The organism is Rathayibacter sp. AY1B5, assembly GCF_002932795.1.
Classification (GTDB): Bacteria; Actinomycetota; Actinomycetes; order Actinomycetales; family Microbacteriaceae; genus Rathayibacter.
This window is the reverse complement of the sequence record NZ_PSWM01000005.1, coordinates 110,718-135,281: the sequence shown is the minus strand read 5'-3', so window position 1 is coordinate 135,281 and position 24,564 is coordinate 110,718. Positions and strand designations below refer to the sequence as shown.

Here is a 24,564-nt window from a genome sequence, read left to right as displayed (position 1 = left end):
GTCAGTCGGCGAAGCGGACGTCGCTCAGCAGGTACTCGCCGTCCGCGCGCGGCGTCCAGTCGAGGCCGGGAGCGACGGCGTAGTCGGCGTCGGGAGTGAACAGCGGGTCGATGAACGCCGAGTCGATGTTGGCCTGCGCCAGCTCGCCGAACACCGCGACGCGCTCGTCGCCCGTCACGGTGCGCTGCTTCTCGACGAGCGCCGCCAGCTCGGGCGACTTCGCGTAGTCGTTCTGGCCGCCGGCGAAGAGGTTCGTCGCGGGCATGTCGCCGTCCATCGTCGAGGGCGCCCAGGTGTTGAGGTAGAGGCCCTGCACCGAGACGGTGCCGTAGATCGTGTTCGAGAGGCTGGCCTGGTCGGTGCCCTTCAGCTCGACGCTGATGCCGACCGCCTCCAGGTAGCCGCCGATGGCCTGCGCGATCTCGGAGGAGAGCGGGATGCGGCCCTCGGTCGCGTACTCGAGCGGGACGGGCTCGCCCGAGTAGCCGGCCTCGGCGAGTAGTGCGCGGGCCGCCTCCGGGTCGTACTCGGTGGCGGGCAGATCGGCGTGGCCGGCGACGTCGGGGGCGACGATCTGGTCGTTCGCGACCGCCCGTCCGCTGAGGACGCCGTCGACGAGGGACTGCTTGTCGATCGCGAGCCACACCGCCCTCCGGATCCGCTCGTCGGCGAGGACGCCGGTGCTGGAGTTCATCCCGAGGAAGGTGACGCCGTTGGCGGTGCGCGAGGCGACCTCGACCCCGCTGCCGGAGACGGAGTCGACCTGGTTCGGCGAGATGAGCGCGATGTCCAAGCTCCCCGACGACACTCCGTTCAGTCGCGCGTCCGAGTCGCCGACGGTCTGGAAGGTGGCCCTCTCGACCTGGGGCTGCTCGCCCCAGTAGTCCGGGTTCCGCTCCATCACGTACTCCACGCCACGGGTGTAGCTGACGAAGCGGAACGGGCCGCTGCCCACCGGCGCCGCCGCGAAGCCCTCGGACCCGAGCTCGGTGTAGACCGACTCCGGGACGATCGAGATCGCGGTAGTGATCGAGGGCCAGGGCGAGAACGGCGCGTTGAGCGTGAAGACGACGGTGGTGTCGTCGGTCGCCTCCACCGACTGGAGGACGCCGAGGTAGCCGAGGTTGTCGGAGTCGGGGGAGGCCAGGATCGTGCTGTAGGTGAAGGCCACGTCGCCCGCCGTGACCGGGTCTCCGTTCGAGAAGACGGCGTCGTCGCGGAGGGTGAACGTCCACGTGGTGAGGTCGTCGCTGGGCGTCCAGGCGGTGGCGAGAGAGGGCTGGATCCCGCCCTCCGCGTCGAGCACCGTCAGCTGGTCGAAGAGGTTGTAGTAGTAGTTGTAGCCCGCCAGCGACCCGTCCATGATCGGGTCCGGCGCGCTCTCCGGCTCGGCGACCTGGCCGATGACGATGTCGCGGTCGGTGGCCGCGCTCCCCGCTCCGGAGCAGCCGGTGAGGGCGGCGATCGAGAGGGCGAGCGTCGCGAGGGCGAGGGCGGGGGTGGCGCGGTTCCTGGTCATGAGCGAGGAGTTCCTTCGAGGAGGGCGGCGGGCGCGGTCGGGCGCTGCCGCGGGTCGGAGAGGGGGATCGAGTCGAGCAGGGAGCGGGTGTACGGATGGGCGGGCGCGTCGAAGACCTGGTCGCGGGTGCCGACCTCGACGAACTCGCCGTGGTTCATCACGGCGACGCGGTCGGAGAGGTAGCGGACGACGGCGAGGTCGTGGGCGATGAAGAGGTAGGAGAGGCCGCGCGACTCCTGCAGGTCCTTGAGCAGGTTGACGACCTGCGCCTGCACCGAGACGTCGAGCGCCGAGACCGGCTCGTCGAGCACCAGCACGTCGGGCTCGAGCGCGAGGGAGCGGGCGATGCCGATGCGCTGGCGCTGGCCGCCCGAGAACTGCCCGGGTCGGCGCTCGAGCGCGTCGGAGCCGAGGCCGACGTCGTCCAGCAGCGCCACGACGCGCTCGCGGGAGTAGCCGCCGGCGATCCGCAGCGGCTCCGCGACGATCTCGTGCGCGGTCAGCCGCGGGTTCAGAGCCGAGTAGGGGTCCTGGAAGACGAGCTGCATCCGGTTCTGCACGCGGCGGCGCTCGCGCGCCGGCAGCGCGTCGAGGCGATGGCCGAGGACCTCGATCGAGCCGCTCGCCACCGGGTTGAGCCCGAAGATCGTGCGGACGAGCGTGGACTTGCCGCAGCCGGACTCGCCGACCAGTCCCAGCGTCTCGCCGCGGGCGAGCTCGAACGACACTCCGTTCACCGCCTCGATCGTGCGGCGCGAGCGCAGGCCGGTGCGCTGGGTGAAGCGCACGTGCAGGTCCTCGACCTTCAGCACGGGGGCGCTCACGAGGCGACCTCCTGGGCGAAGCGGGGGGTCTGCCGGGCGAAGTGGCACGCCGCGGACCGCCCGTCCCCGACGTCCTCGAGCAGCGGCTCCAGCTGGAGGCACAGCTCCGACTTCGCGGGCAGCTCGCAGCGGGGGGCGAAGGGGCAGCCGCGCGGGCGGTTCTGCGGGGAGGGCGGGGAGCCGGGGATCGCGGAGACGCGGTCGCCGCTGTGCTCGGCCGAGAGCAGGCTGCCGAGCAGGCCGGCGGTGTAGGGGTGGGCGGGCCGGTCGAAGAGGTCCCAGACGGACGCGGTCTCGACGATCCGCCCCGAGTAGAGGATGCAGATGGTGTCGGCGACCTCGGCGACCAGGCCCAGATCGTGGGTGATCAGCACCATCGCCGCGTCCGTCCGCGCGCGGGCGGCCCCGAGGACCGACATGATCTGCGCCTGGATGGTGACGTCGAGGGCCGTGGTCGGCTCGTCGGCGATGAGGACCGAGGGCTCGTTGGCCATCGCCATCGCGATGACGGCCCGCTGCCGCATCCCTCCCGACCACTGGTGCGGATACGCCCGGGCCCTCTGAGCGGCGTCGGGGACGCCCACGTCCGCGAGGAGACCGGCGACGCGCTCCGCCGTCTCCCTCCGCCCGAGAGAGCGGTCGTGCACGCGGAGGGCGCGGCCGATCTGCCCGCCGACGCGCTTCACGGGATTCAGCGCGGTCATCGGATCCTGGAAGACCATCGCGAGCTCCCTGCCGCGGAGATCCCGCAGCTCCGGCTCCGGCATCTTGAGCACGTCGCGCCCCCGGTAGTGCACCGAGCCGCCGAGCACCTCGAGACCGGCGGGCAGGAGCCCGAGGACGGCCAGCATGGTCACGCTCTTGCCCGAGCCGGACTCCCCGACGAGGCAGAGGACCTCCCGCTCGTGCAGGGTGAAGGAGACGCGGTCCACGAGGGTCACGGTGTCGCCGTGCTCGTCCACGTAGCCGACGCTGAGGCCGCGGACCTCGAGCAGGACGGCGCGGTCGTCGGGGGAGGAGGGGGTCATCGGAGGCTCCGCTTCACGGATCGACGGGAGGTGCGGCGGACGGTGGTGGCCGAGCCCTCGGCGGTGAAGCGCTGGCTCAGGAGGTTGGTGCCGGCGACGGTGAGGAAGATCGCGATGCCGGGGACGACCGCGAGGTGCGGGGCCTGGCGCACGTAGTCCTGGCCCTCGCTGATCATCAGGCCCCAGCTCGGGGTCGGCGCCTGCACGCCCAGGCCGAGGAAGTCGAAGGAGGAGGTGAGCAGCATCACCGCGCCGATGTCGCTGGAGGCGAGGATCATCATCTGGACCGCGACGTTCGGCACGATGTGCCGCCGGACCGTCCACAGGCCGCCGGCGCCCTGGATCCGCGGGGCGAGCACGAAGTCCCGACCGCGCAGGGCCATCGCCGTGCTCCGGGCGACCCGCGCGTAGCCGACCCAGTAGGTGGCCGCGAGCACGCCGATCATCAGCCAGACGCTCGGCCCGAGCGAGGCGGCGAGGGCGATCAGCACCAGGATGACGGGCATGGCGAGCTGGATGTCGGCGAGACCCATCAGCACGTTGTCGGTGCGGCCGCCGACGTACCCGGACCAGGTGCCGATCGCCATGCCGACCAGGCTGTTGACCACCACGATCAGCACGACGATCCCCAGGGTGACCCGGCCGGCGAGGGCGAGCCTGCTGGCGACGTCGCGGCCGAGCGCGTCGGTGCCGAGCCAGTGGACGGCTCCGGAGCCGGGGGCCGCGAGCACCGTCGAGAGGTCCTGCCCGAACGGGTCGTAGTCCGGAGCGAGCGGGTAGAGGAGCGAGTAGAGCAGGACGGCGCCGACCATGACGGCTCCGATCGCCTGCAGCGCCGGCACGCGGCGGCCGCGGGCGAACGCGGTGGTGATGCCGGCGCGCAGGGCGCCGGTGCGGATGATCTCGGTGGTGGTCACGCGAGCCTCACTCGGGGGTCGATGAGCCCGTGGACGACGTCCACGAGCAGGTTGGCGAGGATGAAGAGCAGGGCCACGACGATGAGTCCCGACTGCACGACGGGGAAGTCGCGGGAGTAGACAGCGCCGAGCATGAGCTGGCCCATGCCCGGCCACGCGAAGACGTTCTCGACGATCACGAGTCCGCCCAGGAACGATCCGAGGCTGATCCCGGCGACGGTGAGCACCGGGAGGATCGCGTTGGGCAGCAGCTCTCCCACCACGACGCGGAAGCGGTTCTCGCCGCGGGCGAAGGCGGTGCGGGCGTAGTCCAGCGTCGACTGCTCGGTCAGCGCGTTGTCGAGCAGGCGCGTGTAGAGGACGAACTGGCCGGTCGCGATCGTGAGCGCGGGCATGATGATCGCCAGCGGATCGCGGTTGCCGAGCGAGGGCAGCACGCCCAGCCAGACCGAGAAGACCAGCACGAGCAGCAGGCCGAAGAAGAAGTCGGGCACGGCCTGCCGGGTCGAGCCGAGCCCCAGCGAGAGCGTGCGCAGGTGGCGGGAGCGGGTGAGCTGGATGACCACTCCCGCCACCAGCGCGAGTGCCAGGCCGAGGAGCAGGCCGACCGCCCCGAGCGAGAGCGAGGCGGGGAGGCGCTCGAGGACGAGCTGCATCGACGAGACGCCGGTCTGCCGGTAGGAGTCCCCGAAGTCGCCGGTGAGCAGCCCGCCGACGTAGCGGAAGTACTGCTGCCAGAGCGGCAGGTCGAAGCCGAGCCGGTGGTTCAGGTCGGCGATCTGCTCGGGGGAGGCGTTCTCCGTGAGCAGGAGCGCCGCCGGGCTGCCGCTGAGCCTGCCGAGAGCGAAGGCGATCGTGACGACCGCGGCGATCGTCGCGAGGCCCTGCAGGAGCCGCCTGACGAGATAGGCACCCATGGCGTCACCTCCGTTCCTGAATCGTTGACGGGCTGTCGGTATACAGAATTGCGCTAACTCTGTTTCGTGCGCATCACGGGAGGTTTCGCCTGCGTAAACACTTCTCCGGGTTTCGAGGGCGCTGATCACTCCTGGATCCGCGGGTTTCCGGGCTTCTCGCTGAGTCGAGTGGGCCCGGGGCGATCCTGCGACGGGCTCCGGGCGTCAGGACGACGGCTGCTCCGTTGCTCGTTCTGCATACAGAATGGGCGGAGGAGGATGACATGTCGACACGCATCATCACCTCGCACGAGTGCGAGGAGCTCACCGAGTGGGCGGGACTCATCGCCGCACTGGACGCCGCGCACCGGGCCCTCGCCACCGGCGGCGCCGTGCAGCCCGTCCCGCAGCCGATGCGGATCCCGGGCGACTCGAGCCAGGACGGGCCGGCCGTGGTGCCGATGTCAGCGTTCGCGCCGTACCTCGGACTCGCGGCCGTCAAGCTGCTCGTCGACGCGCCCCGCAACCGCCTCGACGGTCTGCCTCCGCAGCGCTCGACCGTCTCCCTCTACTCCGCCGGCACCGCCGAAGCCCTGGCCCTGATCGACGGCCGCGCTCTGACGCGGCTGCGGACGGCCGCCGTCTCCGCACTCGCCACCCGCGCTCTCGCGCGCCCCGGCTCCCGGATCGCGACGCTCGTCGGAGCGGGACCGCTCGCCCGGGAGCACGCGCTCGCGCTCGGCTCCGTCCTCGACCTCGAGGAGGTGCGGGTGTGGTCGCCGTCCGGCTCCTCCGCCCGCGTGCTCGCCGCGGAGCTGGTGGCCAACGGGATACCTGCGGCCGCGCTGGAGGACCTGGGCGACGCGGTGCGCGACTCGGACGTCGTCACCACGCTCACTCCCTCCGTCGAGCCCCTGCTCACCGCCCGGCTGCTCGCTGCGGGGACGCACGTCAACGCGGTCGGGTCGCCCCCGCGGCACGGCTACCGCGAGCTCGGCGCCGACGTCCTCGCCCGCGCCGCCCTCGTCGCGGTGGACTCGCGCGGCATCGCCTTCGCGGAGTCGGACAACGTCCGCACGTCCGCGCTGGAGCCGTCGCAGGTGGTGGAGCTGGGCGAGGTGCTGGCCGGCCTCGCTCCGGGCCGCGAGCACGCCGAGGATCTGACCGTGTTCAACTCCGTCGGCATCGGACTCCAGGACCTCGCGGCCGGGGCGTACCTGCTCGAGCGCGCCGAGCGGGCGACCCGCGGAGTCGAGGTCGAGACGCGGGTGGCCCGATGACGGCCGTCGACGCAGCGGCGACCCGCTTGAATAGGGGGATCCGAGCGAAGGAGGCCCGCGTGACGAGCATCGCGCCCGAGGAGTCGCTGACCGCGCAGACGTACCGCACCCTCCGGAGGCGGATCATCCTCGGCCAGTACCCGCAGGGCTCGCGCCTGGTCGAGTCGGCCCTGGCCGCCGAGCTCGACGTGTCGCGCCTCCCGATCCGCGAGGCGGTGCCGCAGCTCGAGAACGAGGGCTTCGTCCGCACTCTGCCCCGCCGCAGCTCCCGCGTGTCCGAGTGGACGGCGGCCGACGTGACCGAGCTGTTCGACGTGCGCCTGAGCCTCGAGACCCTCGCCGCGCGCCTCGCCGCCCAGCAGGTGGCGTCCGGAGCGTCGCCCGCTGCGCTGCACGAGGCCATCGCGGCCGAGCACCGGGCTCTCGACAGCGAGGACTGGCTCCTCGTCGCCGAGACGAGCACGATCGTGCACGAGGCGATCGCCGAGATCGCCGCGAGCGCCCTCCTCGCCTCGCTGATGCGCGCGGTGAGCGGACGGATGACGTGGCTGTTCTACCTGACCTCCGCGCGCGACCAGCACCAGCAGTCCGAGGAGCACCAGGGCCTGCTCGAGGCGATCCTCGCGGGCAACGACCGGCTCGCGGAGTCGATCGCCTTCACCCACATCGAGAAGGGGCGCGCTCCGTCGCTCCGCCTGATGACGCCGGCGGGGGAGTAACGGCGCTCACGGGTCGTCGGAGCGGACGTGGATCTCGTCGCCCTCCAGGACGAACCGGAGCGACGTGCCGACGGCGAACCGCTCGCGCAGGGCGTCCGGCGCCGCCGACGTCACGGTGAACCGCGTCACCGCGGGGAACGCGCCGGCCGAGCAGCCTGGACGAACAGGCCGTCCTGCGGTTCGACGGTGCGCTTCGGTGACGATCCGGTCGCGGGGCCCACGGGGCGCCATGGCAACCCTCTCCCCGGGGCTCAGGGCCGGGAGTAGCTTCCCTGGCCATGAAGCTCCCTCGATCGCGCTCCGTCCCCGCGACGGCCGCGGCGGCGGCCCTCGTGCTCGCGCTCTGCGGATGCTCCGCGGACGGCACGGCGGCCCGCCACGCGGCCGACGCCTTCCTCTCCGCGGTCGCCGGCGGCGACGGCCGGGCGGCGTGCGCGCTGCTCACCGACTCCGCCCGCGAGGCCGTGCAGGACCGGGAGGGCGACTGCCCCGCCGGCGTGCTGGAGCTCGGGATCGCGGGAGACGGAGCCGGGGACGCCGAGGTCGACGGCCGGGCGGCGATCGTGCGCTCCGGCAGCACCGCGGTGTTCCTCACTCCGGGCGACGACGGCCGGCTGATGAGGGCGGCCGGCTGCACGCCGGTGGCGGACGCGCCCTTCGAGTGCGTCCTGGACGGGAGCTGACGTGCGCACCGCCTCCGCCCTCTACTACGCCGTGATCGTGCTCGGCCTGATCGGGTTCTTCGCCGTCGGGATCCTGGGGAGATGAGCCGGATGCGCCGCTTCCTGCGCGAGAACGGGCTCTCGCTGTTCTTCCTCGCGATCTTCCTGCTCGCTCTCGCCGGGCAGTCGTTCGCCGGGCTCGCCGCCTACAACGACACCCAGACAGCGGAGGGGCTGCGGGAGGTCGGCTACTGGCGCTTCGTCACCTCCTCCGACTTCGCGATCGACGTCGCCGAGAACTGGCAGTCGGAGTACCTGCAGTTCTTCCTCTACATCGGAGCGACCGTCTGGCTCGTGCAGCGCGGCTCGCCCGAGTCGAAGCGGGTGGGCGAGGAGGGGCTGGAGACCGACGAGCAGCAGAAGGCGGGCCGTCCGCGGGGGACGACTCGCCTCCCTCGGCCTCCGCCGGCGGCCTGAGGCAGGCGCTGTTCTCGCACTCGCTGCTGCTGGTGATGGGGGCGGTGTTCCTGCTGTCGTGGGCTGCGCAGTCGGTGAGGGGCGTCGTGGCCTACAACGAGGAGCAGCTGACGAGCCTGGAGGCGCCCGTCGACTGGCTCGGCTACGTCTCCTCCGCCGACTTCTGGAACCGGACGCTCCAGAACTGGCAGTCGGAGTTCCTCGCGGTGGGCAGCATGGCGGCGCTCGCCGTGTTCCTGCGCGAGCGCGGGTCGAGCGAGTCGAAGAAGGTGGGGGACCCGCACGGGCGGACGGGTGTCTGAGCGCGGGTGCGCCTCCGGCCGGGCGGGAGCGGAGCGGGCGCGAGGCGAGCGGTCGGGAGGCGGCCGGCCCGGGTGGGGACGGCCCGGGTGCGGCCGGCCCGGGTGCGGCCGGCCCGGGTGGGGACGGCCCGGGTGGGGACGGCCCGGGTGGGGACGGTCGGGATGTGAGCGGTCAGCGGGCGTCGGATCGGACCCGGATCTCGTCGCCCTCGAGGGCGAACCGCAGGGACGTGCCGATCGGGAACCGCTCGCGCAGGGCCTCCGGCGCTGCCGAGGTCACGGTGAACTGCGCGACCGCGGGGAACGCTCCGGCCGTGCAGCCCTGGAAGAACAGGCCGTCCTGCGGATCGGCGGTCCGCACGATGGAGAGGCACGAGCCGGCGCTCGACGAGCGGCGCTGCCGGACGACGGTGAGCCCCGTGTCGGCGGGCAGGCTCTGCCGCACGACGGTGAGACCGCCGAAGTCCTCGGTGGTGACGGATCCGTCGAACCCCAGTCCCTCCCAGCCGGGGAGGTCGGTGCCGTTCGACAGAGGCAGCACGGCGACCTCGCGGCCGGGCTGCCCGTCCCCGGCGGTGGCGAGGAGGGTGGCCCCCACGGCGACGGCCGCCGTCGCGGCCAGCGCGGCGAGGAGGAGGAGGCTGCGCCGACGGGAGCGGCGGGGCGGGGCGTGGCCGAGGGGCTCGGACGCCTCGTCGGCGGAGGCGTCCGCGGGAGGTGCCGCGTCGTCGGGAGCGGCGTCCTCGGTGATCCCGTTCCCGGGAGCCGCCGCGTCCGGCCGTGCGGTGCCGGGGGCGGGACGGACGCGGGCCTCGAGCGCGGAGAGCCGTGCGAGCGCGCCGGGGTCCCGCTCGATGTCGGAGCCGCGGCCGTACGCGCGCCGCTGCAGCTCCGCGAGCTCGTCCGGTCGCTGATCGTCCACCCCCGGATCCTCGCAGGCCCGGCGCCCGAGCGGGACCCGCGCGGCCCTCGAGGTCCTGGCGGTCGAGCGGTGTGCGGGGGGCGGGATACGCCGCGGTGCGGCTGCTCGACCAGCAGGGCTCGGCCCGCGATGCGGCCGGGGGAGGGTCAGTCGTCGTCGTCGAGGTCGTCGTCGCGGTCGGCGGCGATCATCTCGACGATGGTGTCGACGGTGAGCCAGGGGCCGTTGCTGACCTCGCCGATCTTCTCGCGGTCCTTGAAGACGACGATGCGGTCGCTGAGGCGCACCACCTCCTCCAGCTCGGACGAGATGTAGACGACGGTCACCCCCTCCTTCGCGAGCTGCGCGATGTGCGCCTGGATCTCGACCTTCGACGCCACGTCGATCCCGCGCGCCGGCTCGTCGAGCACGAGCAGCCGCGGACGGGTCGCGAGCCACCGCGCGAGGACCACCTTCTGCTGGTTGCCCCCGGAGAGGTACTTCACCGGGATGTCCGGGTCGGCCGGTGAGATGTTGAGCGCCTCGACGTAGGTGCGCACCAGCGTGTCCGTCTCGGCGGCCGAGAGCGGGTGCGCCCAGCCGCGCAGCGCCTGCAGGCCGAGCACGATGTTCTCGCGGAGGGAGAGGTCGCCGATGATCCCGTCCTCGCGCCGGTTCTCGCTCGAGTGGGCGATGCGGTGGCGCAGGCCCGACACCGGATCGGAGATGTGGGCGGGCTCGCCGTCGATCAGCACCTCGCCGGTGTCCGGCTTCTCCACTCCGCTCACCAGCGACGCCAGCTCGGTGCGCCCCGAGCCGCGCAGGCCCGCGAAGCCCACGATCTCGCCGCGGTGCAGCTCCAGATCCGTCGGGCCCACGGCGCCGCGGCGGCCGATGCCGTGCGCGCGGTAGATCGCCGGGCCGACGGGCTGGCGCCGGTGCTCGCGGCGGTCGGAGCCGATCTGCCTCAGCGCGTCGATGTCCTTCCCGATCATCTTCGCGATCAGCTCGGCGCGGTCCATGGTGTGGGCCGGATACTCGCCCACGGTGCCGCCGTCGCGCAGAACGGTCAGCCGGTCGCTGAGGGTGAGGACCTGCTCGAGGAAGTGAGAGACGAACAGGATCGCCACACCCTGGTCGCGGAGCCTCCGCAGCACGGTGAAGAGGCGGGCCACGTCGCTGAGGTCGAGGCTCGAGGTGGGCTCGTCGAGCACCAGCACGCGCGGCCGGTCCACCATCGCCCGGCTGATCGCGACCAGCTGGCGGATCGCCGGGGAGAGCGAGCGCAGCGGCAGGTGGGAGTCGAGGTCCTCCAGGCCCAGCTCGGCGAGCATCTCGGCCGCCCGGTCGTGGGTGCGCGACCAGGAGATGCCGAAGCGGCCGCGGACCTCGTGGCCGAGCATCACGTTCTCGCCGATGCTGAGGTTGTCGGTGAGGCGCTCGTCCTGGAACACGGCCGTGATGCCGGCGGCCTTCGCCTCCGCGGGGCCGTTGAAGCGGCGGGCGACGCCGTCGACGAGGATCTCGCCCGCGTCGGGCTGGTGGATGCCGGTGAGGGTCTTGATCAGCGTGGACTTGCCCGCGCCGTTCTCGCCCATCAGCCCGTGGATCTCGCCCGGCACCAGCCGGAGGTTCCCGTCCTTCAGAGCGGGTCCGGAGGCGAAGGAGACGCGGATGCCGGTCATCTCGACGACGGGTGCCGCGGAGCTCCGGGTCGTCCTCGATGAGATCGCCACGTGCCGTCCTCGGTTCGTGTGCGGCGCGCCGTCAGGGTCCGGCGTGCCAGGGGCTGCCGCCGATGATACGCGAGCGCGTGCGGCGGGACGGGAACAGGAGGGTCACGATCGGGGAGCGGCCGTGGAGGAGCGGATCACCAGCTCCGTGGAGATCCGGGTGCGCTGCGGGATCTCCTGGCCGCGGATCCGCGCGTGGATCACCTCCGCGACCGTGGTCCCGAGCTTGTCGAAGTCCTGGCGGACCGTCGTCAGCGGCGGGAGGAAGTGGCGCGCGGTGGGCAGGTCGTCGAAGCCGACGATGCTCACGTCCTCGGGCACGCGGATCCCCTGCTCGACGAGGCCGTGGATCACTCCGAGCGCCATCTCGTCGTTCGCGACGACCATCGCGGTGAAGTCGGGGACCGACTGCAGGCTCGCGGCGAAGTCGTACCCGGAATCCGGGGTCCAGTCGCCGATGACGATCGGGCGCTCGTGCATCCCCCACGACTTCGCGCGGCTGTGGAACGCGCGCTCGCGGGCCCGTGCGTCGAGCCAGTCGAGGGGGCCGGAGAGATGCAGCACGTCGCGGTGGCCGAGGTTGCCCAGGTGGTCGACGGCCTGGAACATGCCGGCCTGCTGATCGACCGAGACGGTGAGGAAGCTCGGGTCCTTGTCGCTCTTCACCACGAGCGTCGGCACGCCGATCTCGACGGTGCGGAGGGTCGCCACCGAGGAGGAGCGCGGCGCGATCACGCAGAGCGCGTCGATCCCGAGGCCCATCAGGTGGCCGATCGCGTCGGTGGGGGTCATCTCGAGGTCCGGTCGCAGCGCGACGGAGGTGATCGAGTACCCCTTCTCGCGGGCGGCGCGCTCGATCGCGCGGAGGGTGCTCGACGGTCCGTACTCGGCGCCGCTCTCGATCATCACGCCGATGCGGTCGGTGCGCTGCGTGACGAGGGAGCGGGCGGCGATGTTCGGCCGGTAGTTGAGCTCGTCGACCGCCTCGAGGACCTTCTGGCGGGTCGACTCCTTGATGTTGGGGTGCCCGCTGAGCACACGCGACACGGTCATGTGCGAGACGCCCGCGACCGCCGCGACATGACGGAGGTTCGGCCGATCGGCCATGAGAGGACCTCCTCCGCTCCCCGGGCGGGTGAGCCGCGCCACCCCGGCACGGACGAGGCTCAGAGGGCTCGGCTGCCGGGGGTGGCACCAGCATAGTCAGGCGGGGCCGACCGCCCGGTGGGCGCCCCTGCGCGGGCGGGCATCGGGCGATCCGCTCCGGGATCCGCCGTGGTGCGGGGAGGGCGGGTACTCTCGGGAGCCTCATGGCACGCGACAACGAACCGACCGTCACCCTCACCGATCCGCTCGAGGAGCGCCTGCGGGCGCAGGTCGCCCGCGAGGGGGAGTGCACCGTCGCCCTGCGATCCGCGGCCCTGCTCACCGGCGGCTACGAGGGCGAGTCCTTCCTCCTCACCGTGGGCGGCGAGCACGCCGACGGGATCCTCAAGGGAGCGCCCTCCCTCTACTGGCCCGAGCTCTGGGGCGCCCGCGCGCTCCTCTACGTCTGGGACGACGACGCCGCCGACGCGGTGACCGCCGGACTCGCGAACCCCTCCTGGCGCGTCCGCGAGATGTGCGCCCGCGTCTGCGCCGAGCGCGTGCTGGGCGGGCAGAAGAAGCTGTCGCGGCTCACCACCGACGAGCACCCCCGCGTCCGCTCGGCCGGCGCGCGCGCTCTCGTCGCGGCCGCTCTGGCGGGGATCTCCTCCGGTCGCGACGCGAAGGGCGAGTTCGCGGCGAGCGTCGAGGCCGTCCTGACGGGCATGCTCCGCGACCCGGACCGCGACGTCCGCCGCGCCGCGCAGCAGTCGGCCGACGCGCTGCGGGACGCCCGCTCGGCCTGAGCGGACCGCCCGCGGTCGATGCGTCGCGAAGGGCTGCCTGCCGGCTCCGATGACGACCGTTCGTGACGCCTCGTGGCCCCGGGGGCTCAGCCGACCAGGTGCGTCGCGCGCTCGAAGGCGCGCTTGAGCTCGTCGCGCTTGCGGGGCTGGCTCATCGCCCGCTGACCGGGGCTCCACGAGTCGATGACGGTGGGGCCGTCGACCAGGTACGGCTCGATGTTCTTCTTCCAGCCGCTGGTCGGCGCGGTCCCGGCGTTGACGACGACCCGCAGGTCGGGGAGCAGCGGGAGGAGCCGGCGCAGCTCCATCGCGCCCTGCCGCACTTCGTCCGCGTCGGCGACGCCGTAGACCCGCCACGGCACGATGTTCCAGACCAGCGTGCGGGCGTGCAGTCCGACCTCGTCGCGGAGGGCCCAGGTCGCCGCGGCCGTCGCGTCGTCGTTGTCGACGGAGACGAAACCGGAGCCGCCGGGGCCCGCCGACATCGGTCCCGGGGCCTCCAGCACGAGGAGCGCGCGCGCCTCGATACCCGCCTCGGCCGGGTCGAAGTCGGGCACGACGGCGTCGGGATGCCTGCGGGTACGCCGGGCGAGGAGCTCCTCGCGGAACGCCCGGAGGGGCTGCACCGAGGGCTCGTCCTCGAGCAGGGCCCGGCGCTCATCGAGGGCGGAGCGGTCGCGGAAGCCGTACGGCTCGGTCAGGAACACCCTCCGAGGCTAGTCGCGATCCGCGTCGCGGCGGTGTGCGGATGCGATCGACGAGGGCGCTCGTCGTCGTCGTTCCAGCGATCGCAGCACGACTGACAGGAGGCGCGCGCCGGCCGACGGCCGGCGTGGAGGAGCGGACCTCGGCCGTGCGGCCGCGTGCACCGTGACGATCCCGTTCCGGGCGCCCGCCGCGTCCTCGCCGAGGATCCGCGGCGACAAGGACGGAAACCAGTTGACCGGTACCGCGTACAGCGCTTCCGTCGCCGAGGCGGCCGCCCGCGCCTCCGCCTACAACAGCGCCCTCCTCTCGGCCTGTGACGCCGCAGCGAACGACTGCATCTGGGACGGTGGAGCGATCACTCGGATGAGCGTTCCCCTGAGCACCATCGCGACCGACGTCGACTACTTCCATCCCAACGTGAGCGGACAGGCGAAGATCGCAGCGACCACCTGGAACGCCTGGGGTCTGCCGCTGGGCGGCACCACGCCGACCCCGAAGCCGACCTCGACGCCGACCTCGACGCCCGCCGTCGACACGATCGCGCCCTCCGTCCGGATCACCTCGCCCGCGACGGGAACGACCGTCGGCTCCAGCGTGACCTTCGTCGCCTCCGCCACCGACAACGTCGGCACGACCCGCGTCAGCTTCTGGAGCGGCTCGACCAGGCTCGGCGACGCTACCAGGGCCACCGACGGATCCTGGCGCCTGACCGTCTCCACCTCCGCCTATCCCGCGGGCAGGTACAGCATCACCGCGCGTGCCCTCGACGCCGCCGGGAACGAGGGACGCAGCGCCGCCGTCTCCATCATGCGCTGATCCCGGAGTGAGGCACCGGGCTCCGCCGACCGGTTCGCGGAGCCCCGTCCACGCGCGAGCAGGGCCCAGGTGCCCGCCCTCCTGCGTGACCCCGGCAGGGCCTGGCTAGCGCCGATCCGGGCTCCTACCGTCGGGACTGCAGTCAGGAGCAGGCAACCGGAGGGGGTCATCGTGTCGGACGAGCCGTCAGTGAGCATCGACGTCGCGTACGTCGACGGGGGTTCCCCGCATCAGGTGCTGGACGTGTACAGCAGGGCGGTGTCCCCGGCCGAGGACGCCGCTCGGCCGGCCGTCGTGCTGATCCACGGGGGCGGGTGGTTCCGGGGGGACAAGAGCAAGGAGCGGGCGCTCGCGACGATGCTGGTCGACGCCGGCTACCTCGTGTTCGCGGCCGACTACCGCGAGGCTCCGGACTCGGTCTTCCCGGCCAGCAGGGACGACGTGCTCGCCGCGGAGCGGTGGGCGGTCGCGTCCGAGTGGGCGTTCGACCGCAGCAGGCTCGCGTTCTTCGGTGGATCGGCGGGCGGGAACCTGGTCGTGGAGGCCGCGATCGCCACCGGCCGGCCCGCCGTCAGCTGGTCGGGGATGTTCGATCTCCTCGGCATCGTCGAGGCGACCGACGACCTCCCGGCCACGCCGACCACGCAGGACCTCGACGCGATGAAGAGCGCCGACATCAACCAGACCGGCCGGAACGACGCCTTCCTGCGCTGGACGATCCTCAACGAGGTCGGAGGCGACCGCGGGCTGCTCACCGCCGCCTCCACGACGCGACACGCCTCCCCGGACGGCGGACCGGTGTTCCTGGCCAACTCGCTGGGCGAGTTCGTGCCGGTGAGCGACGCGCAGGCCATGCAGGCGGCGCTCTCCGCGGTCGGAGTCGCCAGCACGCTGCAGCTGATCCCGGGCACGCGTCACGCCGAGGGGTACACGGAGGCGGCCATCGGACCCTCGCTCGCCTTCCTCCGCGACGCCCTCCCTCCGGCCCGAGCATGACGACGACGGTGTTCGCCGGAGTCGGTGACGTCTTCTACTTCGTCGACGACCTCGACGCCGCGGTCGCCTGGTACTCGGCGCGGCTCGGGCGCGAGCCCGTCGTCCGCGGCGGTGCGCTCGTCGCCTTCGACCTGGACGGCACCCGCCTGACGCTGCACGAGCGGGACGAGCTGAATCGCCCCGGACCCGACGGCACGAGCCCGTACTGGACGGTTCCCGACGTCGACGCCGTCGTCACCGACTGGACGGCGAACGGCGCCGTCGCCCACCGCGGTCCGAAGACGGTGTTCACGGGGGAGCGGCTGTGCCAGCTGCTGGACCCCTTCGGCAACCTCTTCTCGGTGCGGCAGGCCGTGCCCCGTGACTGAGGACGTCGCTCCCGCTCCCGCTCCCGCCGCTCCGGCGACACCGTCCGCACCGGCGCAGCCGTCCGCCTGGGCGCCCATGGCGATCACCGCCTTCCGGGTCCTGTGGTTCGCCCAGCTGGGCAGCAACATCGGCACCTGGATGCAGACCGTCGGAGCCCAGTGGTACCTGGTCGAGGCGGCCGCGGGCGCTGCGGTCGTCGCGCTCGTGCAGACGGCGAGTCTGGCGCCCTCGATCCTGGTCGCCCTCCCCGCGGGCGTGCTGGCCGACTCGCTCGACCGCCGGCGGCTGCTCATCTGGGGGTCGTCGGCGAGTGCGCTGCTGGCGGCCGCTCTGACGGTCGTGGCGGCGGTGGGCGCGCTGACGCCGTGGACGATTCTGGCCTTCACCTTCCTCCTCGGCATCACCTCCACCCTGACCTCGCCCGCCTGGCAGGCGATCCAGCCGGAGCTCGTGCCCCGGAACCTGATCGCGGCGTCGTCGGCCCTCGGCGGCGTGACGGTGAACGGCGCCCGCGCGGTCGGCCCTGCCCTGGCGGGGGTCGTCCTCTCGGCGTTCGGCGCTCCGGTGGTCTTCGGCATCAACGCCCTGAGCTTCATCGGCGCCGTGCTCGCCCTGCTCTGGTGGAAGCGTCCGGCGCAGACCGGCCTCGACGACCGCGAGCAGTTCGGCGCGGCCCTGAGGGGAGGGATCCGGTACGTCGCCTCCGCGCACCTCGTCCGCCGGATCCTCCTCCGCTCCGCGCTCTTCGCCCTGCCGGCCAGCGCGCTCTGGGCGCTGCTGCCGCTCACCGCGAAGCGGCTCCAACTCGACTCGAGCGGCTACGGCTTCCTCCTCGGGGCGCTGGGGGCCGGCGCCGTGCTCGGCGTCTTCGCCCTGCCGCTCGCCCGTCGGAAGCTCTCGGACGACGTCGTCATCGGGGCGAGCGCCGTGCTGTTCGCGGCGGGGACGCTCGCGGCGGCCTTCCTGCCTCTCGTCCCGGCGCTGGTTCTGCTGGTCCTCGCGGGGCTGGCGTGGATCGGGACCCTCACCGTGCTGAACGCGGCGCTCCAGCTCACGCTGCCGCAGTGGGTGCGGTCCCGGGGAGCCTCGATCTACATCCTGGTCTTCATGGGGACGATGGCGGTCGGCTCGATCGGCTGGGGCCTGGCGGCGCAGGTGCTCGGCACCGCGCCCGCGTACACCGCGGCGGCCGCTCTGCTCCTCCTCGTGGCGGCCAGCGTGCGGGTGCTGCCCCTCCTGCCGGGGACGGGGACCGTCGACCGCAGCATCTCGATGTCGTGGCCCACGCCCACGCTGGTGTTCGAGCCGGAGCCGGCGGACGGGCCGGTGATGGTGCAGATCTCGTGGACGGTCCGCCCCGACTCCCTCGCCGACTTCCGGTCGGCCGTGCGGCTGCTGGAGAGCTCCCGCCGTCGGACCGGCGCCTCGCGGTGGGCGCTCTACCGGAGCGGGGAGGAGGCCGACGTGCAGCTGGAGACGTTCATGGTGCCCTCGTGGGGCGAGTTCCGGCGGCAGGAGACCCAGCGGCTCACCGGCCGCGACCGCGAGATCCGCGCGGCGGCGCTGGCCCACGCCGACGGCGACCCCGTCGAGCGGCACTTCTTCCCGAGCGCGACGCCCTCCTCCTGAGGGAGGGCGGCGGCGAGCCGTCCCCGTGACCGCCGGGGCGCCGCACGGCGAGCGGTGTCTCGGCGGCAGGCGGAGGCCTCGGAGCGTCTCCAGCGCGGAAGGGGAGGAGCGCCGCGGTCAGCCGCCGACGGTGGACCCGAAGCCGGACTTGCCGGAGGAGCCGAAGCCGCCGGAGAGGGTGGCCTTCGAGCCGACGGTCGAGCCGGCCGGGGCGCGCTGCACGACGTCGGGCTGGGTCGCTCCGCGGGCCGCGAAGCCGCCCGACGCGACGGGCGCCCAGCTGGTCGCCCGCGTCGAGTTCCAGCGCGAGGACGCGAAGATCAGCGGGCCGAGCCAGAAGCCGCCGGCGTAGTGCCCGCGGTACTCGTCGGTCGCCTCGCACAGCTGCTCGGGGTCGTCGCCGACCTCCTCGCCCTGCGCCTGGAGCTGGGCGATCTGCTCCCGCACGTCGGCGAGGCAGTCCTCGCGGCTCGCGTAGACGGGGCGCTCGGCGTTCTCGGGGATGACGTAGTCCTGGCCGTCGGCTCCCGTCGCGACGACGCCGTCGGTCGAGGGGCCGCCGTTGGCGAGGGCGACGGCCAGGCCGACCGCGCCGACCGCGACCGCGCCGCCGATGAGCAGGCCGCGGCGGTTCTTCGCGATGCCGCTGATGCCGACGCTCCGGGAGCGGTGGGGAGCGGTGCGGGTGGGGCCGCCGCCGGTGCCGCTGGACGCGCCGTCGCCCGCGCCGGGATCCCGGCTGCCCCAGTCGTTCCCGGAGCTCGGCGTCCCGGGATCGCTCGGGGTGCGGTCGTCGTCCGTCATCGGGTCTCCTCGTCCTGCGGGCGGGCCGCGCGGGTGTCCTGCGGCCGGTCGTGCTCGGGGGCGCCGTACTCGGGCGCGGGGGTGCCGGGCGCGGGAGCGCCGTAGGCGGGGGCGGCGCGGTGCTCGGGGCGGGAGGAGACCGACGCGGCGTCCGCGGCCGTCGCGGCCCCGTCGCTCCGTCCGCCCTCGATGTAGTGGGGGACGAACTCCGCCAGGTCGCCGGTGATCAGGCCGCTCGTCTCGCGCACGTCGATGCCGGCCGGGGTCTCGCCGACGATCCAGCTGCCGATGACGACGGTCCTCCCGTCGACCCGGGCCAGCTCGGCGCGCTCCTGGTGGATGAAGCCCTCCGCGCCGTAGCTCCCGCCGTTCTCGGCGACGACCGAGCCGTCGGCGTCGAGGACCGTCACGTTCGCACCCTCGCGGCCCAGGCGGGGCTTGCGCACCTGCGCGGTGCCGGGCAGCGGATGCACGGAGGCGGGCAGCAGGTTCGGGTGGCCGCGGAACATCTCCCACAGCACCACCAGCAGCTGCTTGTTGCTGAGCAGGAGCTTCCACGCCGGCTCGACCCAGCGGGTGCGCTCGCGCCGGTCGAGGAGCAGGCCGCCGAACTGCTCGCCGAGCATCCACTCCCACGGGTACAGCTTGAAGACGTGGCGGATCGGCTCGCCGTCGCCGTCGAGGAAGCCGGCGCCGTCGAGCTCGTAGCGGATGTCCTCGACGAAGATCAGCTTGGGGTCGAAGCCGGCCTGCGCCGCGGTCTCGGCCATGTAGGCGACGGTGTCGGCGTCCTCGACGATCAGCTCGCCGTCTCCGGAGTCGTGCAGCGACGCGAGGTGCAGGCGCGCGCCCTCGTCGAGCGACCAGCGCTCGAGGCGGAGGTGGCGCCACTGCTCGACGAGCTGCTCGTGCAGGCTGTTGAACTGGTCGGCGTCGGGCCCCTTCGTCTCGACGAGCCACTGCCACTGGGCCGCGGCCGTCTCGACCAGCGAGGTCGGGGTGTCGGCGTTGAACTCGAGCAGCTTCACCGCGCCCGCGCCGTCGTAGGCGAGGTCGAAGCGGCCGTAGACCGTCGGGTCGTCCTCGTCCCACGAGGTGCGCACCAGGTCGTGGAAGCGGGGCGGGATGCCGAACTCGGCGAAGCGGCCCTTCCGCACGACGAGCTCGCACGCCTCCATGCAGAGGTCGAAGAGCTCCGAGGTCGTGCGCTCGAGCAGGTCGATCTCGGCGGGCTCGAAGGAGTAGGCCGCGGACTCGTTCCAGTAGGGGCGGCCGCCCTCGGAGGGGAGGTCGTAGAAGCTGAAGCCGATCTCGTCGCAGCGGGTTCGCCAGTCCGGTCGCGGAGTGAGGGTGTGTCTGCGCATGGTGTCCGGCAAGTGTAGGTCGGGTGTCCGCACGAGGGCAGGGGGTGGCGCCGTCCTCCGCGCTAGCCTCGACGGGAGCGAAAGGCCGTGCCATGACCGCACCCCTCCCGCTCGCGGGCGTCCGCGTCCTCGAGCTCGGCAACTTCATCGCGGCGCCCACGGCGGGCCGGCTCCTCGCCGACTTCGGCGCCGAGGTGATCAAGGTGGAGCGGCCCGGCACGGGGGACGAGCTGCGCCGCTGGCGGCTGCACGAGGGGTCCGAGACCTCGCTCCTCTTCCACACGATCAACCGCAACAAGCGCTCGATCGCGCTCGACCTGCGCACGGACGAGGGGCGCGACGCCGTCCGCCGCCTGGTCGCCGAGTGCGACGTGGTGCTCGAGAACTTCCGGCCCGGCACGCTCGAGCGCTGGGGGATCGGGCCGGACGTGCTCGACGAGGCCCGGCCCGGCATCGTGATCGGCCGGATCTCCGCGTTCGGGCAGACCGGCCCGCTGTCGGCCCGCCCCGGGTTCGCGGCCGTCGCGGAGGCGATGGGCGGGTTCCGCGAGCTCGTCGGCGACCCGGACCGGCCGCCTGTGCGCGTCGGCGTCTCGATCGGCGACTCGATCGCCGGGCTCTACGCGGGCTACGGAGTGATGATGGCGCTGTTCCAGCGCGAGACCCGCCGCTCCGCGGGGCTGGATCCGGCACCGCTGGCGGAGCGGGTCGTCGACGTCGCGCTGCACGAGGCGATGTTCTCGATGACGGAGTCGCTGATCCCCGACTACCAGGCGCACGGCATCGTCCGGGAGCGCGTCGGCGGGCGGATGGAGGGCATCGCCCCGACCAACGCCTACACGTGCGGCGACGGGGCGAGCATCGTGATCGCGGGGAACGCGGACGCGATCTTCCAGCGGCTGATGGCGGTGATCGGCCGCGCCGACCTGGGCGAGGATCCCGCGCTCGCCTCGAACGAGCAGCGCTGGGCCCGGCGCGACGAGCTGGACGCGGCGATCGGCGCGTGGACGGCGGGCCGCACGGCCGCGGAAGCGCTCGCGGTCCTCGACGACGAGGGCGTCCCCTCCGGCCCGATCTACACGGCGGCCGACATCAGCGCGAGCGAGCAGTACGCGGCGCGCGACATGATCCAGCCCTTCGACGTCGAGGACGCCGGCGGCACTCTGCGCGGCGTGGGCTTCCCGGGGATCGTGCCGGTGCTCGGCGGACGCTCCCTCCCCATCCGCTCGCTCGCGCCCGATCTGGGCCAGGACACCGAGGAGGTGCTGGGGATGCTCCGGCGCACCGATCCCGCTGCTGCTCCAGCCGCCGCTGCCGCTGCCGAGGAGGCCGGCCGGTGACCGCGCTCGCCTCCGCGCGCCTGCGCGACGTCACCCTCCGCGACGGCCTGCAGCTCACCGGCAAGCTCCTGACCACCGAGCGCAAGGTCGACCTCGCGCGCACGCTGCTCGCCGCGGGGGTGCCCGAGCTCGAGATCGGCTCGCTCGCGCGCGGCGACCTCGTCCCTCCGATGGCCGACACCCTCGACGTCATCGCCGCGCTCACCCCTGAGGAGCTGGAGCGGTGCTGGGTGTGGGTCGCGACTCCGCGCCACGTGGAGCGCGCGGCCGCTGCGGGGGCGCGCCGCTTCCAGTACTGCTTCTCCGCGTCGGACTCGCACAACCTCGCCAACGTCGGCCGACCGACCGAGGCGAGCCTGGCCGCGATGCCGGAGGCGGTCGCGCTCGCCGAGAGCGTCGGCGGGCGGATCCAGCTGTGCATCGCCACCTCGTTCACCTGCCCGTTCGAGGGTCCGGTCGACCAGGAGCGCGTGCTCGCGATCGCGCGCGATCCGCGGGCGGAGGGAGCGGCGGACGTGGTCGTCTGCGACACGCTCGGGCAGGCGTACGCCGGCCAGGTGGCGTCGCTCGTCTCGCGCGTGGCCGCGGAGACCCCGCCCCGCGAGATCGTGTTCCACGGGCACGACACCTGGGGCTCGGGAGTCGCGAACGCGATCGCGGCCGTGCAGGCCGGGGCCGCGGTGGTCGACGGCGCGCTCGGCGGCCTCGGCGGCTGCCCCTTCGCGCCGGGCGCCAGCGGGAACACCGCCACCGAGGACCTCCTGTTCGCCCTGCGCCCGGAGTGGTTCACGCCCGGCGCGCTCGCGGTCCTCGTCGGCGAGTCGGAGTCGCTGCTCGCGGAGCTCGGCGAGCCCGGCCGCTCGAAGGCCTCGCAGGGCGCCCGCTCGAACGCGCCGGCCTTCCCCTGGGCGCTGCCCGCCTGAGCAGTGCCCTCTCGAGGCCGCCGGTCCGACGCGTCACGAACGGTCGCTCCGGGGCTCGGATGACGACCGTTCGCGACGCATCGCCCGAGCGCGGGGCGGAGGAGCGCGGCGGAGCGGCGCGTCAGCGCGCGAGCAGTGCGGTGAGGCGGGCGCGCTCGCCGCGGAGGACGTCGGCCAGGAGGACGGAGCCGGGGGCGGCGAGCCAGCGCTCGAGGGAGACGTCGAAGAGGGCGGAGGCGGTGAGCGCGGCGAGCGCGGCGTCCTCGGGCGAGACTCCGGCGTCGACGAGGGCGGAGCGCATGCTGTCGGCGAGGGCGGCCGACTTGAGGAGCTCGCGCTCGCGCAGCTGCGGCTCGGAGCGCACGACGGCGCGGCGCGCGGCGATCCCGGCGCGCCAGGTCTGGAGCTCGTCGGCGGCGGCCTCGAGGCCGTGCATCAGGAGCGCCATCGTGTCCAGGCCCGCGGGGGCGTCGGCGAGCAGGCGGCCGACGATCTCGGGGAACTCGCGCTCGCGGAGGAAGAGGACGTCGCGCTTGTCCGCGAAGTGGCGGAAGAAGGTGCGCGTGGTGAGTCCGGCGCGCTCCGCGATCGCGGGGACGGTGGTGCCCGCGTAGCCGTGCTCGGCGAAGAGCTCCATCGCCGCCTGCTCGAGGCGGAGGGCGGCGTCGGGGGCCCAGCGTGACATCCGCCCAGAATAGCTGACGACACGACCTGTCATCAGGAGTAGGGTGACGACACGTCCTGCCATCACTTCCGACTGGAGTCGCCCGTGCCCGAGAACACCGCCGCCCTGCTGACCGCCCCGCGGGCCGACCTCGTCGTCCGCCCCGCTCCGATGCCCGTCGCCGGACCGGGGGAGGTCCTGCTGCGCAACCGCGCCCTGGCCGTGAACCCGGTCGACGAGATGAAGCAGTGGACGGGCGATCTGATGTTCCGGTGGGTGCCGTACCCGGCGGTGCTGGGGGAGGACGTGGCCGGAGTGGTCGAGGCGGTCGGTTCCGGAGTGACGCGCTTCGCCGTCGGCGACCGGGTCGTCGCGTACGCGGTCGGGATGGAGCGCGGGCGCCGGAACCGCGACGAGGGCGCCTTCCAGGAGTACACGGTCGTGCGCGAGGACCTGGCGGCGCCGATCCCCGACCGGATGGGCTTCGAGGAGGCGGCGGTGCTGCCGCTCGCGGTCTCGACGGCGGCGACGGCGCTGTTCCAGCGGGACCACCTCGCCCTGCCGCACCCGAGCGTCCCGGTCCGCCCGACGGGCAGGACGGTCGTGGTCTGGGGCGGGACGACGAGCGTGGGGAGCAACGCGATCCAGCTCGCCGTCGCCTCCGGGCACCGGGTGGCGACGACCGCGTCACCCCGCAACCACGAGCGGATGCGCGAGCTGGGCGCCGAGATCGTGCTCGACTACCGCAGCCCCACCGTCGTCGCCGACCTGGTCGCGGCGCTCGCGGGCCACGAGGTCGCGGGGGTGCTCGCGATCGGCACGGGCTCCGGTGCCCCGTCGGTCGCGGTCGCCGCGGCCACCGGAGCGCGACGCGTCGCCCTGGCCAGCCCCTCCGTCTCGTTCGGCTCGCTCCCGCGGCGGCGCGGTCTCAGCGCCGCGTTCGTGCGGACGATGCTGCGCGTGGTCGGCGGCACCGCGGCGCTGCAGATCGCGGCCCGGCGCCACGGCATCCGCGCCCGCTTCGTCTGGGGCGGCTCGCTGATGACGAACGAGGTGGGGCCGATGCTGTGGCGCGACCACCTGCCGACGGCGCTCGCCGAGGGCCGCCACGTCTGCGCCCCCGCACCCGAGGTGGTGGGCGAGGGGCTCGCCGCGCTGCAGCCCGCCCTCGACCGGCTGCACCGGGGCGTGTCGGCGGTGAAGCTGGTCGTCCGGCTCTGAGGTGGCGCTGTCGCCGCCCGCCCGAGCCGTGCCGCGGAGTGGCCGCTGCGCCGGGGCCTCGGTATCGTGGCGCGCTCCGACGCGACCCGAGGAGACCCCGTGATCCGCCGCACCGCCCCCGGAGCCGCCGCGCTCCTCCTGCTCGCCCTGACCGGCTGCTCCGCCGGGTCGTCGCCTGCGGCGTCTCCGGCCGCCACCCCGGAACCGGTCGGCGGCCTCGGGGTCGCCGTCTCCGCGCTCTGCGAGGCCGGCTCCGATCCTCAGTGCGTCCCGGTCGGCGGGCAGGACGTCCTCGTCGATCCCGAGGACTTCACCCGCGCGGGCGTCGCGGCGGTCGAGGCCGATCCGGGCGCAGGAGTCGTCGACGTCCGGTTCGACGAGGCGGGCGCCGCCCTCCTGCGCCGCGGCTCGCAGGCGGCGATCGACGAGGGGGCCGACGCCCGGCTCCTCCTCCGCGCGGGCGACCGGGTCGAGTCGGCGCTCTCCGTGATGCAGCCGATCGAGGGCGACACCGTGCAGATCGTGCCGGCGGAGGGCGACGCGCAGGGGCTCGTCGACCGGATCCTCGCGGGCTGACGCG

Annotated in this window: 27 protein-coding genes; 14 read left to right on the top strand and 13 right to left on the bottom strand. The window is 73.6% G+C overall.

What is annotated here, in order from left to right:
• Nucleotide 1: 1 nt before the first annotated feature.
• The 5 genes from C5D44_RS05445 to C5D44_RS05420 are packed head-to-tail and all read right to left on the bottom strand — an operon-like array spanning nucleotide 2 to nucleotide 5,205.
• Entirely contained in the window at nucleotides 2-1,519 is a 1,518-nt protein-coding gene (locus tag C5D44_RS05445; RefSeq protein WP_104281084.1) for an ABC transporter substrate-binding protein, read from the bottom strand.
• Complete coding sequence (locus tag C5D44_RS17930) at nucleotides 1,516-2,343, bottom strand: ATP-binding cassette domain-containing protein (protein ID WP_181118453.1); 828 nt, start codon at nucleotides 2,341-2,343, stop codon at nucleotides 1,516-1,518. Before C5D44_RS17930 ends, C5D44_RS05445 begins: the two co-directional genes overlap by 4 nt.
• On the bottom strand, nucleotides 2,340-3,371 hold the full coding sequence (locus C5D44_RS05430; RefSeq protein WP_104281083.1) for an ABC transporter ATP-binding protein: 1,032 nt from the start codon (nucleotides 3,369-3,371) through the stop codon (nucleotides 2,340-2,342). Before C5D44_RS05430 ends, C5D44_RS17930 begins: the two co-directional genes overlap by 4 nt.
• Nucleotides 3,368-4,288: an ABC transporter permease gene (locus C5D44_RS05425; RefSeq protein WP_104281082.1), complete on the bottom strand. Its 921-nt coding sequence runs from the start codon at nucleotides 4,286-4,288 to the stop codon at nucleotides 3,368-3,370. The genes C5D44_RS05430 and C5D44_RS05425 overlap by 4 nt, the downstream gene beginning before the upstream one ends.
• Nucleotides 4,285-5,205, bottom strand: a complete 921-nt coding sequence (locus C5D44_RS05420; RefSeq protein ID WP_104281081.1) for an ABC transporter permease — start codon at nucleotides 5,203-5,205, stop codon at nucleotides 4,285-4,287. Before C5D44_RS05420 ends, C5D44_RS05425 begins: the two co-directional genes overlap by 4 nt.
• 263 nt (nucleotides 5,206-5,468) lie before the next feature.
• Between C5D44_RS05420 and C5D44_RS05415 the strand changes: the two genes are divergently transcribed.
• Nucleotides 5,469-6,464 carry an ornithine cyclodeaminase family protein gene (locus tag C5D44_RS05415; protein ID WP_104281080.1) on the top strand — a complete coding sequence of 332 codons (996 nt, stop codon included), beginning with the start codon at nucleotides 5,469-5,471 and terminating at the stop codon, nucleotides 6,462-6,464.
• Nucleotides 6,465-6,523: 59 nt separating this feature from the next.
• Nucleotides 6,524-7,183 carry a GntR family transcriptional regulator gene (locus C5D44_RS05410; protein WP_181118452.1) on the top strand — a complete coding sequence of 220 codons (660 nt, stop codon included), beginning with the start codon at nucleotides 6,524-6,526 and terminating at the stop codon, nucleotides 7,181-7,183.
• Nucleotides 7,184-7,189: 6 nt separating this feature from the next.
• Here the strand turns inward: C5D44_RS05410 and C5D44_RS18405 are convergent, their stop codons facing one another.
• Nucleotides 7,190-7,312 (bottom strand): hypothetical protein, encoded by a 123-nt coding sequence (locus C5D44_RS18405; RefSeq protein ID WP_258067892.1) that lies wholly within the window; start codon nucleotides 7,310-7,312, stop codon nucleotides 7,190-7,192.
• 149 nt (nucleotides 7,313-7,461) lie between these two features.
• Between C5D44_RS18405 and C5D44_RS05405 the strand changes: the two genes are divergently transcribed.
• The 3 genes from C5D44_RS05405 (at nucleotide 7,462) to C5D44_RS18630 (ending at nucleotide 8,624) form a co-directional block, all read left to right on the top strand.
• Complete coding sequence (locus C5D44_RS05405; protein ID WP_104281078.1) at nucleotides 7,462-7,866, top strand: hypothetical protein; 405 nt, start codon at nucleotides 7,462-7,464, stop codon at nucleotides 7,864-7,866.
• Between the two features lie 81 nt (nucleotides 7,867-7,947).
• On the top strand, nucleotides 7,948-8,322 hold the full coding sequence (locus C5D44_RS18635; protein ID WP_308471642.1) for a DUF6766 family protein: 375 nt from the start codon (nucleotides 7,948-7,950) through the stop codon (nucleotides 8,320-8,322).
• Nucleotides 8,319-8,624, top strand: a complete 306-nt coding sequence (locus C5D44_RS18630) for a DUF6766 family protein (RefSeq protein ID WP_308471643.1) — start codon at nucleotides 8,319-8,321, stop codon at nucleotides 8,622-8,624. Before C5D44_RS18635 ends, C5D44_RS18630 begins: the two co-directional genes overlap by 4 nt.
• A 172-nt stretch (nucleotides 8,625-8,796) precedes the next feature.
• Here the strand turns inward: C5D44_RS18630 and C5D44_RS05395 are convergent, their stop codons facing one another.
• The 3 genes from C5D44_RS05395 to C5D44_RS05385 form a co-directional block, all read right to left on the bottom strand.
• Nucleotides 8,797-9,546: a hypothetical protein gene (locus tag C5D44_RS05395; RefSeq protein ID WP_104281077.1), complete on the bottom strand. Its 750-nt coding sequence runs from the start codon at nucleotides 9,544-9,546 to the stop codon at nucleotides 8,797-8,799.
• Nucleotides 9,547-9,692: 146 nt separating this feature from the next.
• Complete coding sequence (locus C5D44_RS05390; protein WP_308471624.1) at nucleotides 9,693-11,261, bottom strand: sugar ABC transporter ATP-binding protein; 1,569 nt, start codon at nucleotides 11,259-11,261, stop codon at nucleotides 9,693-9,695.
• Between the two features lie 102 nt (nucleotides 11,262-11,363).
• The gene (locus C5D44_RS05385; RefSeq protein WP_104275950.1) at nucleotides 11,364-12,365 is read right to left on the bottom strand and encodes a LacI family DNA-binding transcriptional regulator; all 1,002 of its coding nucleotides are present in this window, start codon (nucleotides 12,363-12,365) and stop codon (nucleotides 11,364-11,366) included.
• A 203-nt stretch (nucleotides 12,366-12,568) separates the two neighbouring features.
• Here C5D44_RS05385 and C5D44_RS05380 point away from each other — a divergent pair, with 203 nt between their 5' ends.
• Nucleotides 12,569-13,150 (top strand): HEAT repeat domain-containing protein, encoded by a 582-nt coding sequence (locus tag C5D44_RS05380; RefSeq protein ID WP_258067891.1) that lies wholly within the window; start codon nucleotides 12,569-12,571, stop codon nucleotides 13,148-13,150.
• 86 nt (nucleotides 13,151-13,236) lie between these two features.
• On the opposite strand, the gene C5D44_RS05375 is transcribed toward C5D44_RS05380, so the two are convergent.
• Entirely contained in the window at nucleotides 13,237-13,857 is a 621-nt protein-coding gene (locus tag C5D44_RS05375) for a hypothetical protein (protein WP_104281076.1), read from the bottom strand.
• 163 nt (nucleotides 13,858-14,020) lie between these two features.
• On the opposite strand from C5D44_RS05375, the gene C5D44_RS05370 reads away from it, so the two are divergent.
• The 4 genes from C5D44_RS05370 to C5D44_RS05355 all read left to right on the top strand — a co-directional run bounded on the left by C5D44_RS05370 (nucleotide 14,021) and on the right by C5D44_RS05355 (nucleotide 17,668).
• Nucleotides 14,021-14,674 (top strand): Ig-like domain-containing protein, encoded by a 654-nt coding sequence (locus C5D44_RS05370; RefSeq protein WP_104281075.1) that lies wholly within the window; start codon nucleotides 14,021-14,023, stop codon nucleotides 14,672-14,674.
• Between the two features lie 189 nt (nucleotides 14,675-14,863).
• Nucleotides 14,864-15,670, top strand: coding sequence for an alpha/beta hydrolase (locus C5D44_RS05365; protein WP_181110183.1), 807 nt, complete (start codon nucleotides 14,864-14,866; stop codon nucleotides 15,668-15,670).
• Nucleotides 15,667-16,038, top strand: a complete 372-nt coding sequence (locus C5D44_RS05360) for a VOC family protein (RefSeq protein ID WP_104281074.1) — start codon at nucleotides 15,667-15,669, stop codon at nucleotides 16,036-16,038. Before C5D44_RS05365 ends, C5D44_RS05360 begins: the two co-directional genes overlap by 4 nt.
• Nucleotides 16,031-17,668: an MFS transporter gene (locus C5D44_RS05355; protein WP_258067890.1), complete on the top strand. Its 1,638-nt coding sequence runs from the start codon at nucleotides 16,031-16,033 to the stop codon at nucleotides 17,666-17,668. The genes C5D44_RS05360 and C5D44_RS05355 overlap by 8 nt, the downstream gene beginning before the upstream one ends.
• Before the next feature lie 117 nt (nucleotides 17,669-17,785).
• Here C5D44_RS05355 and C5D44_RS05350 read toward each other — a convergent pair whose 3' ends face one another.
• Nucleotides 17,786-18,472, bottom strand: coding sequence for a hypothetical protein (locus C5D44_RS05350; RefSeq protein WP_104281072.1), 687 nt, complete (start codon nucleotides 18,470-18,472; stop codon nucleotides 17,786-17,788).
• Entirely contained in the window at nucleotides 18,469-19,836 is a 1,368-nt protein-coding gene (locus C5D44_RS05345) for a glutathionylspermidine synthase family protein (RefSeq protein ID WP_181118451.1), read from the bottom strand. Before C5D44_RS05345 ends, C5D44_RS05350 begins: the two co-directional genes overlap by 4 nt.
• Before the next feature lie 92 nt (nucleotides 19,837-19,928).
• Here C5D44_RS05345 and C5D44_RS05340 point away from each other — a divergent pair, with 92 nt between their 5' ends.
• Nucleotides 19,929-21,176 carry a CaiB/BaiF CoA-transferase family protein gene (locus C5D44_RS05340; RefSeq protein WP_104281071.1) on the top strand — a complete coding sequence of 416 codons (1,248 nt, stop codon included), beginning with the start codon at nucleotides 19,929-19,931 and terminating at the stop codon, nucleotides 21,174-21,176.
• The gene (locus C5D44_RS05335) at nucleotides 21,173-22,099 is read left to right on the top strand and encodes a hydroxymethylglutaryl-CoA lyase (protein WP_181118450.1); all 927 of its coding nucleotides are present in this window, start codon (nucleotides 21,173-21,175) and stop codon (nucleotides 22,097-22,099) included. The genes C5D44_RS05340 and C5D44_RS05335 overlap by 4 nt, the downstream gene beginning before the upstream one ends.
• A 121-nt stretch (nucleotides 22,100-22,220) precedes the next feature.
• On the opposite strand, the gene C5D44_RS05330 is transcribed toward C5D44_RS05335, so the two are convergent.
• On the bottom strand, nucleotides 22,221-22,784 hold the full coding sequence (locus C5D44_RS05330; RefSeq protein WP_181110179.1) for a TetR/AcrR family transcriptional regulator: 564 nt from the start codon (nucleotides 22,782-22,784) through the stop codon (nucleotides 22,221-22,223).
• 84 nt (nucleotides 22,785-22,868) lie between these two features.
• Between C5D44_RS05330 and C5D44_RS05325 the strand changes: the two genes are divergently transcribed.
• A complete protein-coding gene (locus C5D44_RS05325; protein ID WP_104281069.1) occupies nucleotides 22,869-23,984 on the top strand; it encodes a zinc-binding alcohol dehydrogenase family protein in 1,116 nt (371 codons plus the stop codon).
• A gap of 99 nt (nucleotides 23,985-24,083) precedes the next feature.
• A complete protein-coding gene (locus C5D44_RS05320) occupies nucleotides 24,084-24,560 on the top strand; it encodes a hypothetical protein (RefSeq protein ID WP_104281068.1) in 477 nt (158 codons plus the stop codon).
• The last annotated feature ends 4 nt before the right edge of the window (nucleotides 24,561-24,564 follow it).